Source organism: Pseudomonas sp. 1L-C-7-B-C1, from assembly GCF_057291635.1.
The window spans coordinates 336650-349602 of sequence record NZ_JBXAWH010000003.1 but is presented as its reverse complement, the minus strand read 5'-3'; the positions used below and the strand labels follow the sequence as shown (position 1 = coordinate 349602).

Below are 12953 nucleotides of genomic sequence, written 5' to 3'. Positions count from 1 at the left end.
AATGAGTGGAGTAACTGGTCAGCTTAGAAGTTTGTTGCTGTGCTTTACGCTGTCTATCTCAGTGAGCGGCTGCGCAACGGATCGCACTATGTCACCAGCGCAGGAGGGTGAAAAGGTCTCCATTAGTATTAAATTGCCCGAAGGCTTGGAGGCGAAGCCTATGCGCGTAATGTATCGGTCTGCCATATGTCGGCACGTAACCCATGATGCACACGGGCGCCGTGAAACTTTGGATGGTTATAACGGATTCGATCTAATGTTAAGGCGAATTAAGAATGATCTGTATGGGGCTGAACTATATGTCGACGGCGGTGGCCCTTGCAGATGGCGTCTGAGCAACGTGGATCTCGGCGTTCAATATAGCGTACCTACTCCATTTGGAGTTGATGCGACACCTGGGTGGGGCGGTGGATTGATAGTGGTATTTGATTCCAACAACCCTCAGCGTCAAATCTCCAGGCCAATTATCGTGAAAGACGCAGTGTTGAATGTTATAGAAGATTACTATCCACTGGTGAGCGAGCGTTTTATCAATGGTTACGCCAAGCAGGTTAGTCTCGTCGGCGTCGATGGAGGCGATTTGACGTATACCGCGCCGGATGCCCGGATAGTCTATTTTGAGCCAGTGCTGCACGGGGATTACGTAGTGAGGTCCATTGCCCCTAAGAAAAATGTAAAAGGCGACTTTCCTAAGTTTTATTATCCGGATGGAACCGTTCAGTCCCATTGGCGATCGGAGGCTGACTTTAGAAAAATGCAGGAAATCCGCCTGAAAGAGGAAGCAAGTAAATGAGCCGGTCATATGGGCGATAAGGGTCGTTGGATGGGTTGCATGACTAGCGAAAAATTGCTCGTGAAGAGTTCGTATTTGTGTGTTGCGCTGATAACTTCCATCAGTGGCTGCGCCCAGGATTACAGCTTCGCTCCTCTGCCAACCGGCGAGAAGACTACTATTACAATTAAGGTCTCAAAGGAACTGGAAGCTAAGCCTATGCGTGTCATGTACCGTTCGTCCATATGTAGGCGCATTACCTATAATGGAAATGGAAAGCCTCGATCGTTAGAAGGATACAAAGGTTTTGAGATGGATTTCGATCGTATTGATAAAGATCTACTTCAAAGCGAGCTTTTCATCAACGGCGGAGGCCAGTGTGAATGGCGTTTAAGTAATATTGTTTTTAGCGTGAGATATCGCGCCCAAAATCGCTTTGGTAATGCGACCCCCGGAATAGATGCCGGCATCATTGTTGTGTTTGATCACAATGATCCTCAAATACGATCATCTGGTTCCGTAACGTCAGAGCCGCGCGACTTGGTTGTCGTAAAGGACTACTACCCATGGGTGAATGAGGGGTTCATTGATGGGTACGTTAAAACGGCTGATCTTGCCGGTGAAGAGGGGGTTTATCTAATATATGTAGCCCGCCAAGCCCGGAGTGTTTTTTTTGAACCAGTACTTCACAGCTCGTACGTAGTGAGCTCAAAAGAACCCGCAAAACAAAAACTTGGTGAGTTCATTACCTTTTATTATCCGGATGGGACAATCCAGTCTGATGGGCGCCATGTGCCCGACTTCGAAAAATTGCAAGTTATACGTCGTGGAGTTGAGGGTAGGAAATGATGCAGTTCAACTCTCTACTACTGCGCCAAATTTAGTGAGGGAAGTGTTAGGCGAGTGCCAGTCCGCATTCCTGACAGATTAGTTCGCTTAACCACGCCTGCGAACGCATTTGTACGCCCAAGCATCCGCTCGCGCGGAATAAACACACGGCTTCATCAATTCATTAACAAAGGATCTTTCAATGTCACAAGGATTCGTATTGTTGGGTGACAAGACCAACCACGGAGGAGCGGTAATTTCCGCGTCGTCCACTCATATCACTCAGGGCAAAGCAGTCGCTCTGGTGGGGGATATGGTCATGTGCCCCATACCGGGACATGGCGTTAATCCCATTATGGAGGGCTGTGACGACTACTTCGAAGATGGCCGTGCCTTGGTGGTCGACGGCTGTCACTCACTGTGCGGTTGCCAGGTCATTTCCAGCGCACCTGACTGGGCGGTGGATTGAAGATGGCGTGGCAACGTGAATACGTGCAAGCAGGGCTCGCACCCAAACCCCCTTCACCGGTTCGCTGGCTGCTGATCGTGGTTTTAGCCGTGGCAGCGGCTGTGCTGATGTTCCTGCTCTACGCGGTGCTGCCTGAATTGCAGGCGTTAAACGTATGGGCGGTCACAGCCTCGCCGTTGGTGGTGGCGATTCTCGCGCTGGCGGCGCGGGTGCACGCCTACGGTGGCGCTCTGGATGAGTACAGGCTGCTGCAGGAGCGGTCCCGGCTGGCACAGGTCGCCTGGGCGGAGTGGGGTCAGCGTTACATGGCAGTCATGGGCGGTCTGACTCTTTTGCCCGAGCATTTGTCTGCCGTGGCGATGATGAAATCGGGACAGATGCCTGTCCCACACTCAAGCAAAGCCCGCAGCATCGTTGGCCTGCCGAAGGGCCAAAAGGGCCGGGCCATGGCAGGTCTTGCCCAATTGATGGGTTCGCTGTCGACAGTACTGGCGGCGCTGCCACCGAGTGAAAGTCTCGGGGTCACTGTCCTGACCGATGCGCCACAGGATGAGCATCCAGCATTGGCCGACGCCTGCCAGCAGCACCTGGCCGATCTCACCCCGTCATCCACCCTCACCGGCGTCCACGTAACAAGCCAGCTCTCTTTCACCTGGATGGAAGAAACACTTAAAACCCCACGGGACGCCGTCGAGCTCATCCTCGTCGTCCAGGCCCACGGCAAAGAGGCTTACTCCGACGGACTGGCCGCCCTCCTGATGTGCCCCGACACAGTCGCCAAAGCCCACAAGCTCCCAATCGCCGCGCGCCTGTTGCGCCCGATGCCCGTCGACGTCGATTCCCTGGAAACCGACTTCACCACTTTCCTCCAGATTCAGGCCAAAGCTCGCGATGCAACGGGCGTGCTGGCCGACCGCGCCGACTGGCAACCGGAAACCACCCCATTACTGGCGGCAGCCGCGCGAGAGGGTGCAGCGCTGTCGGTGGACCACCGCTGGATTCTGGAACCCGTAAACGGCGTGCCGGGCCCCTGCGGTCACTGGCTGCTGGCAGCGCTTGGCATCGAGATGACCAGACTCGCGCAGCAACCCTTGTTGCTACTGAGCAGCGAAGACACAGGCTGCTGGATCAACACCGTCACACCGGGAGAAATCGCATGAAATCCTTGATCGGCAATGGCTGGCGTCGCGCGGGTGGCGCGGTATGGCTGGTCGCCTTCGCAGCGGCGCTGGGTTGGCTTGTTTACGCCTATGGCGCAAGGGTTGGACTGACGGAGAGACATCAGCAAATCACGGCGTTTCTGTTGCTGGTGATGATCGCGCTGTTGGTGCAGACCATTCCTCGTGCGCTGGCGCTGATGAAGGCCCGCCGCAGCGTTGAGCGGCAGAAGGGCGACGGCGTGTTCCCACCGCAGGAATCGTCATCCAACCCTGAAACCAAAAAACTCCCGGGCGTCGCTGAGCTGCACGAGCACCTCGACCACCAGTACACCGCCTTCCAGCGCACCCGCACCCGCTTCCTACTGGTCGTCGGCGAACCCAAACAGATCGAAGCCATCGCCCCAGGCCTGGCTGACGCCCAGTGGCTCGAAGGCCATAACACCGTGCTGCTCTGGGGCGGCAGCCCGCAATCCGAACTTCCCGAAGCCGCCACCCGCTGGCATGCGGTAATTCATCGGCGGGGTCTGGACGGCGTGGTCTGGGCCCTTGATAAGCAGCAAAGCGCGAACGCCGCGACAATGGCCGGTGGCGTCGCTGGTTTGCAGCAACTGGCGCGAACCCTGGGCTGGCAGTTGCCGCTGCACTTGTGGGAGGTCTGCGAGAGCGAATGGACGCAGCAAAAGCGCGCACGCGGGCCTGCCGGGTTGTTGTTGCCTCGGCGTCTTGACGGCGTACAGCTGAAGACGATGTTGGCCCCGATCGACGATTCGTTGCTTCAGGTGGGCCTGGCCGAGATCGAGGCCTACCGTGACCATGACTTCCTCTGCCGGTTGTCCTCTACCCTTAAAGCAGAGGGCATCGCCCGCTGGCGTCAGGCGCTGATGCCATTGCTCGGCAAGTTCGCGCGGGGCGTGCCCTTGCGCGGGCTGTGGTTCAGTTTGCCGGCGCCACCAACCGAGTCCAACGGCAATCTGTTGCTGCCAGGTCCGGCGTGGGCCGGCGTGCTCGAGGACGCACCTCGCGACGTCCGGCGCTTGAATTGGCCCGTCACGCGCATCAGCTACGCACTGGCCCTGGGTGCCGCGCTGATCTGGGCAACAGGCCTGTTGCTGTCGTTTTCCACCCACCGCACGCAGATCCTCGACATTCAGTCATCGCTCGCGGCCGTTCAACCTTCGGGCGACGGCGATGAGCAGTTGCTGGCCCTCAACGCGCTCATCCTCGAAATGGGTCGTCTGAAGGAGCGCGCGCGGCGTGGCGAGCCGTGGTACCAGCGCTTCGGGCTGAGCCAAAACGACGCGTTGCTAGCAGTAATGTGGCCGCGTTATGTGGAAGCCAACAACCGGCTGATGCGCGACCCGGCGGCGGAGAACCTCAAGCGTCAGCTCGCGTCCCTGGCGGCATCGCCCGCCGACAGTTCACGGCGGGCGAAGGGCGCGCACAACGCGTACGTGCAGCTAAAGGCCTACCTGATGATGGCGCGGCCGGAGAAGGTTGACGCCGCGTTTCTGGTGAAGGCCTTGGGTCATGCCGAGCCGACGCGCATGGGTGTGTCGCCGGGGTTATGGAAAGGGCTGTCCCCCTCACTGTGGCAGTTCTACGCCGAGCAGTTGGCGGCCAATCCGCAGTGGCGCATCGAGGCGGATAACGCACTGGTGGCCCAGGCGCGGCAGGTCTTGCTGGTGCAACTGGGCCAGCGCAATGGCGAGGCCAGCCTGTATCAGCAAGTGCTGGAGGCTGCCGCGACCCACTTTCCCGATCTCGGGGTTGAGCAGATGGTCGATGACAAAGAGGCGTGGCCGCTGTTTTTCACCGAGGCGCGTGTGCCGGGCGTGTTCACCCGGCAGGCGTGGGAAGGGCAGGTGAGCCAGGCGATCGATGACATCGTCGCTGCCCGCCGCGAGCAGATCGACTGGGTGCTCAGCGATCGCGAAAAAAGCGCCGTCGCCGACACCTCGCCCGAGCAGCTCAGAGCGCGCCTGACCGAGCGCTACTTCCATGACTACTCTGACGCCTGGCTGGCGTTTCTCAACAGCGTGCAGTGGCGACGGGCCGACAGCCTCGCCGACGTCATCGACCAACTGACGCTGATGAGCGACGTCCGTCAGTCACCGTTGATTGCGTTAATGAACACCTTGGCGTGGCAGGGCCAGGCCGGCAATCGCAGTCAAGGGCTGAAGGACTCGCTGGTGCAGTCGGCGCAGAAGCTGATGGGCGGCGAACGCTCGATGCCGGTGCCTGCCATCAGCCAGCAGCTAGACGCGCCGGCTGGGCCGCTGGATCCGACCTTCGGCCCGCTGCTGGGGTTGTTGGGCAAAGACCCGCAAGGCAAGGGCGGCGACGACGATCTCAGCCTGCAAGCGTTTCTGACCCGCGTGACCCGGGTGCGCCTGAAGTTGCAGCAGGTCAGTCACGCCGCCGATCCCCAGGGCATGACCCAGGCCATGGCGCAGACGGTGTTTCAGGGCAAGAACATCGACCTTACCGACACCCGCGCCTACGGCGAGCTGCTGGCGGCCAGTCTCGGCGAGGAGTGGGACGGTGTGGCCCACGCGCTGTTCGTGCAGCCGCTGGATCAGGCCTGGCGCAAGGTGCTCGAGCCCTCGGCGGCCGCCCTGAACCGGCAGTGGCAGCAGGCGGTGGTTGATGAATGGGACAAGGCGTTTCTCGGCCGTTACCCCTTTGCCGCCACCGGCAGCGACGCCTCGTTGCCGATGCTGGGCAAGATGATTCGTGGTGATTCGGGACGTATCGAGCAGTTCCTGCAGCGGGAGCTGACCGGTGTGTTGCGCAAGGACGGCGGCCGCTGGGAGGTGGACCCGACCCACGGTCAGGGCCTGTTGATCAACCCCAAGTTTCTTGCGGCAGTGAACCAGCTCAGCCACCTGGCCGACGTGCTCTACACCGACGGCGGCATGGGCATCAACTTCGAGCTGCAGGGCAAGGCGGTGCGCGACGTGGTGCAGACCAGCTTCGTGCTCAATGGCGCGCGGCATCAGTATTTCAATCAGAAAGAGAGCTGGCAGCGCTTCGCCTGGCCCGGCGGCAGTGATTACCCCGGCGCCAGCCTGACGTGGACCAGCGTGAGCAGCGGCGAGCGTTTGTATGGCGACTTTCAGGGCGCCTGGGGGCTGATCCGTTTGCTGGACGCCGCCACCGTCACTGTGCTGGACGACAGCGACAGCCGCTACCGCATCAGCATTCCGGCGCCGGATGGCCTGGACCTGACCTGGCACCTGCGCACTGAACTCGGCGCAGGACCGATGAGCCTGCTCGCGCTGCGCAATTTCAAACTGCCGCGCCAGATTTTCCTCAACGGCATCGCCAGCGCACAAAGTGCATCGCGCGCCGAGGTGATGGAATGAGCCTGCAAGCGTTGGTCGCCACGACGCTGGGTGAGCGCGACGGGGTGGCCCTCGCCAGGGGCCACGCTGAACACTGGGCCGCGTGGCTGGCGCCGATCAGTGCTGAGTCCGCCGTGGGTCAGGACCCGGGCTATGACGATGATTTCCAGAGCATGCGAGAGGAGGTCAACAGGCTTTCCGGCGCGGACGCCGATCGGGTCATCGTGCTGGCGGAAACACTGCTCAAAGGCACGTGCAAGGACTTGCGCGTGCTCACCTATTACCTGTGGGCGCGTCTGCAGCGGGACGGCGAAGCCGGATTGGCGGAAGGCTTGAATCTGCTGGCTGGAATGGTTGATCGCTACAGCGCCGAAGTACTGCCTGCACGGCCCAACAGTCGCAAGGTGGCGCTGGAGTGGCTGGCCAGCGCCAAGGTGCTGGACAGCCTGAGGCTGTACCCGGAAGTGGTAAAGGCCGAGGCCGAACGTACGGTGGCCTCACTCGTATGGCTGAATCAGGTGCTGGAAGGCTGGCCCGCCGAGCAGCGGCCGAACTTGGGCGCGCTGTACTCGGCGCTGTCGGCACGGCTGGCCCAGGCCGGCGGAATCGAGGCCGTAGTGCCGCAGTTCAGCGCCAGCCATGATTCTGCACCCCGAGAAGCCACCAGCCACGGCGCCAACCATGGCGCTGGTCCGAACGCCATCCGCTCGGGCCGTGACCTGCTGGACAACGGCCGCGCACTGGCCAGCTATCTGCGCGAACAACCCCAGGGCTGGCTGGCCGCCCATCGGCTGATGAAAAGCCTGCGCTGGGACACCGTGCACCAGTCGCCGCCCCAGGACGCCAACGGTCGTACGCGACTGGCACCGCCGCGATCTGAGTACCGTGCCCAACTCAAACGGCTGTACCTGCAACAGAGCTGGAGCGAGTTGCTCGATCAGGTCGAGCGCATGTTCGCCGAGGGCGTGAACCATTTCTGGCTCGACCTGCAGTGGTTTTTGTATCAGGCGCTGAGCCGCCAACCCGCACCATTCGAGGGCTGGGCGCGGATCGTCAAGGAGGATCTGGGCCTGCTCCTCGACCGCCTGCCGGGCCTTGAAACGTTGTGTTGGGACGACGGCTCGGCCTTTGCTGACGAGACCACCCGCGAGTGGATCGAGCAGCACGTCAGCACCCAGGCCGCTTCTGCCTGGCTGCCCACGTCGACCGCATCCATTTCAGACGAAGCCGACATTCTGGCCCTCGAAAGCGAGGCGCTGGCCCAGGCCGACCGTGACGGCGTCGAGGTGGCGCTGGCCTGGCTCGACACGCGTCCCGAGATTCACAGCGGTCGGCAGCGCTGGTTGCTGCGCCTGCTCATGGCGCGGGTCGCCGAGCAGTACGGCAAAAGCGAGCTGGCGTTGCACCTGCTGGGTGAACTGGACGCGACCGGCCAGCGCCATGGGCTCGCTGAGTGGGAGCCGGCGCGGGTGTTCGAAGTGAAGGCGCGGTTGCTCAAGCTGCTGCGCATCAAAGCCCAACGCAGCGACGCCGACAAGGCCGCGCTGGGCAAACGCATGGAGCCGCTGCTGGCGGCTCTGGTGGCCATGGACCCGGTGCGCGCGGCAGTGCTGTGCGGCTGAAACTCAAAAAAACAGGAGGTTTACATGAATGAGGACAATCTGACCCTGCGTTATTTCGACGCGGAAATGCGCTACCTGCGCGAGGCCGGCAAGGAGTTCGCCCAGGCGTTTCCCGACCGCGCCGCCTCGCTGAATCTGGACAAGCCCGGCGCTCACGATCCCTACGTCGAGCGGTTGTTCGAAGGTTTCGCGTTCCTCATGGGACGGCTTCGAGAAAAGCTCGACGATGACCTGCCGGAGCTGACCGAAGGCCTGGTCAGCCTGCTGTGGCCCCATTACCTGCGCACGATCCCGTCGCTGTCGATCGTCGAGTTGCAGCCCGACGTGCACCAGATGAAGCAGAGCGAGCAGATCGCGACCGGCTTTGAAATCCAGTCGCAACCCATCGGCCCCCAGCGCACGCGCTGCAGTTACACCACCACTCAGGACCTGACCCTGCGCCCGTTGGCCCTGGATTCGGTGCGCCTGGTCCAGGAGCCGGACGGCCGCTCGGTGATCCGCCTGCGTTTTTCCTGCGGTGCCCTGAGCAACTGGGGCCAACTGGATTTGCGCCGCATCCCGCTGTACCTCAACGCAACGCCGGCGGTGGCCAATGCGCTGCACCACGCACTGACCCTGGGCACCCAGGCGCTCTATGTGCGTCAGCCCGGCGACGCGCAACGTCAACCGCTGCAAGGACGGTTTGGCCCCAAGGGCTTTGGCGATGAGGACCGCCTCTGGCCCAAGGGTGACAGCGCCTTCAGCGGCTATCAGTTGCTGCTGGAGTACTTCAGCTTTCGCGAGAAATTCATGTTCGTGACCCTGTACGGGCTCGAAAACATGAGCATCGCGCCCGACGCGCCGTGGTTCGAGCTCGATGCCGTGCTGAGCACCGCCTGGCCCCATGGGTTTGCCCTCAGTGCCGAGCACATTCGCCTGCACGCCGTGCCGGTGATCAATCTGTTCCCGCTGGAGGCGGATCCCCTGTCCCTGGACCCGTTGCAGACCGACTATCTATTGCGGCCGATGCGTCTGCAGGACGGCCACACCGAAATCTATTCGGTCGACCGGGTGACGGCGTCCCGCGACTCGGGGCGGGAAGAGTACGTGCCGTTTTCCAGCTTCCGGCACAAGGGCGGCATGCTCCGCGACGAGGCGCCCGAACGTTATTTCCACACCCGCCTCAAACGCGGCGCGAACGGGCTGCATGACACCTGGCTGATACTGGGCGGCGAGGGCGCTGACGTCGATCGGTTGACCGAGCGCCCGTGCCTGTCCCTGCGGCTCACCGGCACCAACGGACAGTTGCCGAGAAAAGCCCTGCAACGCACGATCCTCGACACGCCCCTGCACGCGACCCAGGCCGGTCTGCGGGTGCGCAACCTGTGCGCGCCGACCCTGCCGTGCTATCCGCCGAGCCGCGACCGTTTTCACTGGCGGGTGTTGAGCCACCTGGGCTCGAACTTCCTGCCGATGCTCGACAACGCCGAGGTGCTGCGCGGCACCCTGGCGCTGTACGACTGGACCGGCAGCGAGCTCAATCGCCGGCGTCTGGAAGCCATCGTCGAGGTGCGTCATCACCTCATCCAGCGCTTCGAAAAAGGCTTTCTGCTGCGCGGCGTGGACATCGAAGTGACCCTCGATGCCAACGGTTTTGCCGGCGAGGGCGACATCTGCCTGTTTGGCGAAATGCTCAACCGGTTCTTTGCGCTGTACGCCGACATTCATCTGTTCACCCAGATCACCCTGATCCTGCAACCGACCGGGAGGAGCCTGCGATGGAGCGAAAACCACAGCCAGCGGATTCCCGGTTAAGGCTCATCGAATGGCTCGATGCCGCGCAGGGGCGGGTGGCCGAGGCCGGTGTCTACCGCTTCTGTCAGTTACTGGAATGTGCCGCGCCGGAGCAGCCGCCGTTGGGCAGCTCGGAGGATCCGGCCGATGATCTGGTGCGTTTTCGCCCCGATCCCGGCATGGGCTTTCCGGCCAGTGAACTCAAAGCGCTGGAGTGGCCGACGACCGATGAAGGACTGCCGGCGACCGTGCGGACCCGTTTGCTCGGCCTTTACGGTGTGGACTCGCCACTGCCCACCCGTTACCTCGACGACATCGCGCAAAAGCGGGAAGGTCACGAGGCGCTGGAAGGGTTTCTCGACATCTTCAACCATCGGGTCTTCACCCAGTTCTACCGGATCTGGCGCAAGTATTCCTACCCGGCCTCGTTCGCGCCGGCTGGCGCCGACCCCACCTCCCAGTGCCTGTTCGGGCTGATCGGGCTTGGCATCCCCGGCACTGCGAAGCGCATCGCCACGCCGCTGTCGCGTTTTCTGGCGTTGCTCGGCGTGATGCGTCTGCCAACCCGCAACGCCGAGGGCATCACGGCGCTGGTGCAGTTGCTCGCGTCTCATACTCAGGCGTCGATCAAGCCGCACTGGCCGCGAAGCATTGCGTTGGACGCGCCTGCCAGCCTGTCCTCAACGCGGCCGGTGAGCCTGTCCCAGGGCACGCCGATGGGCAGCATCGGTCGCGACGTCAACAGCGAACTGTTGCTGACGCTGTTCACCGCCGACCACGACGAGGCGCGGGAATGGTTGCCCGGCGGCGGTTTGCTCAGCGACCTGCGGGTGCTGTTGCAGGTGTACCTCGGTTGGCGCTGTACGGCACGGTTGCGTCTGTCGCTGCCGATCGATTGCCTGCCGGTGTCAGCACTGAGCGGACGGGGCGTGCTGCTGGGCATGACCGCGGGACTCGCGTTGAAAGGCCGCGCTGCCGGGAGAACCGACACCATCACTATTCATCTGGGCCGTTATCAGGGGCTCCAGGTTAATCCTCAGGAAAGAGAACCCGCCCATGTCGACTATTACTTTTGTTAAAGCGTTGCCCGTCATCGCCCTCGTGCTCCTCGCCAGCGGCTGCGGGGTGACGCAACGCGTGTCCGACTCCACCGCGTCGATGACCCAGGCAATCTTCTACAAACAGGTCAAAACGCTGCGCCTGGACTTCGACGGCCGCCTGGCCCTGAACACCGAAGGCACCGACATGCGCGGGTTGTCGGTGCCGGTAATGGTGCGGGTGTATCAACTGCGCGACGGCCAGTCGGTGAACAAGGCCACCTACGACGATCTGCTGCGTGACGCCGACCACCTGCTCGGCGCTGACCTGTTGGAACAGCGATCGCTGGTGATCAAGCCCGGGGAGGGCGCGCAACTGGATGTGCCGCTGAACGAAAACGCCGGGGCGATCGCCGTCGTCGCCTTGTTCCGCGAACCCGATCTGCAGCGCAATGACTGGCGCTTGCTGCTTAAGCGTGACGAACTCGACCCGGACCGGCCTCGGGTTATCGAGCTGGGCGAAAGCCGGCTGACGCTGCGCCCCCTGGCCGAGGGTTGAGCCATGGGCGAGCTCAACCCCTCGCTGTACGAAACCCTGCTGCAGAATTTCAGCGGCGAGCTCGACCTGTCCCGGGTGGGGGAAGACGACCAATACGTGCTCTCGGTCCTGGATAATTTGCAACGCGTGCTCAACAGCCGCGCGGGCACCCTCGCGCACTTGCCCGACTACGGCCTGCCGGACATGGGCGCTGTGCTCGAAGGCTTGCCGTCTGCCGCCCATGGACTGATGCGGACCATCGCCGACACGCTGCTCAAGTACGAGCCGCGCCTGTTGTCGCTGCACATTGAGCTGATGCCGCAGACCCAGCCCGGCCATCTGGTCTACGCCCTCGACGCCACCCTTGAAGGGAACCGCACCGCGACGTTCGGCACGACGTTGAGCCCGGAGGGAAGGGCAGTGGTGCGTCACCTCAAGCGCCATGATGTGCGGGCCCTGCCTTGAGGCCGACAGGAAGTTCGATGACCAGGGGTTTCGCCATGGAGATCAAGGCCGGCGGCGATCCGCGCGCTCTGCCTGACTACCAGACGCTGTGCACCGAGATGGCCAGACTTGCTCATCCGGCCTGCCCTGATGTGGATTGGCGAGCCATCGAGCACTGCTGCCGCGCCTTGTTTGCGAGCAATGGCGCGGACCTGCAAACGGCGGCGGCCTACGCCCTGGCGCGCAGTCATCTGGCCGGGCTGGACGGGATGTTTGAAGGCGTGGTGGTGCTGGACACCCTCTTGCACGCAGATGCCAAACCATGGCCCCGAGGGCTATCGGCGCAGGCGGCAATTGTGGGCCAATTGTTCGGCCAGTGGCAGGCGGTGCTGCGGGGACTGGAGATCAATCTCTGTAATCTGGCGGGCCTGCGTCTGTTGGGCGCGCAGCTTGAGCGCCTGCGTCAGACGCCGGTTGCTCAACGCCTGGAATTCGTCATCGCGCTGGAAAGGTTGCACCAGCAGATCGGACAGCTCGCGTCACGTATCGAGCGCGATGCTCAAGCCGCTGAAGTGGTCGGGCAGCAGGCAATGCCAGATCCAACACTCCCCGCTGCGGTTCACTCCCCGGTGCATTGCACAACCCAAAGCCACCCGCCGGGCATGCAGCCGAAGGCCGCGCACAACATCCCGCGGATCAAGAGGCGCCGAGCGTCTTGGATCGGCTGGCTCGTCGCCGCGCTGTTCATCCTGATCATCGTCCTGGCCGCAGCGTTTTAGGGTGCGCTGCCATCCTGTTTCGCGGCGCCGTTCGCGCAGAGAGCGTACCGCCCGGCCGAACGTCGGTTTTTACCCGCCAGCCATATTTACAGCCGGGCACTGTCTCCATTAGTGTGCGCGCATCATCTGCCTCAACACTGCGGCTGCCGCATGTTCAGGCACGTCCGCTCAGATCGGACACTTTCGC

Annotated in this window: 11 protein-coding genes; all 11 read left to right on the top strand. The window is 62.3% G+C overall.

What is annotated here, in order from left to right; translation table 11 throughout:
- Position 1 precedes the first annotated feature (1 nt).
- Positions 2-793, top strand: coding sequence for a hypothetical protein (locus AC0Z8Z_RS07010; RefSeq protein WP_485618591.1), 792 nt, complete (start codon positions 2-4; stop codon positions 791-793).
- A gap of 39 nt (positions 794-832) precedes the next feature.
- Positions 833-1621, top strand: coding sequence for a hypothetical protein (locus tag AC0Z8Z_RS07005; protein WP_485618589.1), 789 nt, complete (start codon positions 833-835; stop codon positions 1619-1621).
- Between the two features lie 181 nt (positions 1622-1802).
- A complete protein-coding gene (locus AC0Z8Z_RS07000) occupies positions 1803-2069 on the top strand; it encodes a PAAR domain-containing protein (RefSeq protein WP_485618588.1) in 267 nt (88 codons plus the stop codon).
- Positions 2070-2071: 2 nt separating this feature from the next.
- On the top strand, positions 2072-3229 hold the full coding sequence (locus AC0Z8Z_RS06995; protein WP_485618587.1) for a hypothetical protein: 1158 nt from the start codon (positions 2072-2074) through the stop codon (positions 3227-3229).
- Positions 3230-3426: 197 nt separating this feature from the next.
- Complete coding sequence (locus AC0Z8Z_RS06990; protein WP_485618686.1) at positions 3427-6594, top strand: ImcF-related family protein; 3168 nt, start codon at positions 3427-3429, stop codon at positions 6592-6594.
- Entirely contained in the window at positions 6591-8195 is a 1605-nt protein-coding gene (tssA, locus tag AC0Z8Z_RS06985; RefSeq protein ID WP_485618586.1) for a type VI secretion system protein TssA, read from the top strand. Before AC0Z8Z_RS06990 ends, tssA begins: the two co-directional genes overlap by 4 nt.
- Positions 8196-8219: 24 nt before the next feature.
- Positions 8220-9989 (top strand): type VI secretion system baseplate subunit TssF, encoded by a 1770-nt coding sequence (tssF, locus tag AC0Z8Z_RS06980; RefSeq protein ID WP_485618584.1) that lies wholly within the window; start codon positions 8220-8222, stop codon positions 9987-9989.
- A complete protein-coding gene (tssG, locus tag AC0Z8Z_RS06975) occupies positions 9953-11047 on the top strand; it encodes a type VI secretion system baseplate subunit TssG (protein ID WP_485618583.1) in 1095 nt (364 codons plus the stop codon). The genes tssF and tssG overlap by 37 nt, the downstream gene beginning before the upstream one ends.
- Positions 11025-11564, top strand: coding sequence for a type VI secretion system lipoprotein TssJ (gene tssJ / locus AC0Z8Z_RS06970; protein ID WP_485618582.1), 540 nt, complete (start codon positions 11025-11027; stop codon positions 11562-11564). The genes tssG and tssJ overlap by 23 nt, the downstream gene beginning before the upstream one ends.
- A 3-nt stretch (positions 11565-11567) precedes the next feature.
- Entirely contained in the window at positions 11568-12008 is a 441-nt protein-coding gene (gene tssE, locus AC0Z8Z_RS06965) for a type VI secretion system baseplate subunit TssE (RefSeq protein WP_485618581.1), read from the top strand.
- Positions 12009-12025: 17 nt separating this feature from the next.
- Complete coding sequence (locus AC0Z8Z_RS06960) at positions 12026-12766, top strand: type VI secretion system ImpA family N-terminal domain-containing protein (RefSeq protein ID WP_485618580.1); 741 nt, start codon at positions 12026-12028, stop codon at positions 12764-12766.
- Positions 12767-12953 lie beyond the last annotated feature (187 nt).

What these genes read in the sequence shown, in the direction of transcription:
- AC0Z8Z_RS07005 (WP_485618589.1), top strand. Translation starts at nt 833, where the DNA reads ATGACTAGCGAAAAATTGCTCGTGAAGAGTTCGTATTTGTGTGTTGCG.
- AC0Z8Z_RS07010 (WP_485618591.1), top strand. Translation starts at nt 2, where the DNA reads ATGAGTGGAGTAACTGGTCAGCTTAGAAGTTTGTTGCTGTGCTTTACG.
- AC0Z8Z_RS06960 (WP_485618580.1), top strand. Translation starts at nt 12,026, where the DNA reads ATGACCAGGGGTTTCGCCATGGAGATCAAGGCCGGCGGCGATCCGCGC.
- tssA (WP_485618586.1), top strand. Translation starts at nt 6,591, where the DNA reads ATGAGCCTGCAAGCGTTGGTCGCCACGACGCTGGGTGAGCGCGACGGG.
- tssJ (WP_485618582.1), top strand. Translation starts at nt 11,025, where the DNA reads ATGTCGACTATTACTTTTGTTAAAGCGTTGCCCGTCATCGCCCTCGTG.
- tssG (WP_485618583.1), top strand. Translation starts at nt 9,953, where the DNA reads ATGGAGCGAAAACCACAGCCAGCGGATTCCCGGTTAAGGCTCATCGAA.
- tssF (WP_485618584.1), top strand. Translation starts at nt 8,220, where the DNA reads ATGAATGAGGACAATCTGACCCTGCGTTATTTCGACGCGGAAATGCGC.
- AC0Z8Z_RS06990 (WP_485618686.1), top strand. Translation starts at nt 3,427, where the DNA reads ATGAAGGCCCGCCGCAGCGTTGAGCGGCAGAAGGGCGACGGCGTGTTC.
- AC0Z8Z_RS06995 (WP_485618587.1), top strand. Translation starts at nt 2,072, where the DNA reads ATGGCGTGGCAACGTGAATACGTGCAAGCAGGGCTCGCACCCAAACCC.
- AC0Z8Z_RS07000 (WP_485618588.1), top strand. Translation starts at nt 1,803, where the DNA reads ATGTCACAAGGATTCGTATTGTTGGGTGACAAGACCAACCACGGAGGA.
- tssE (WP_485618581.1), top strand. Translation starts at nt 11,568, where the DNA reads ATGGGCGAGCTCAACCCCTCGCTGTACGAAACCCTGCTGCAGAATTTC.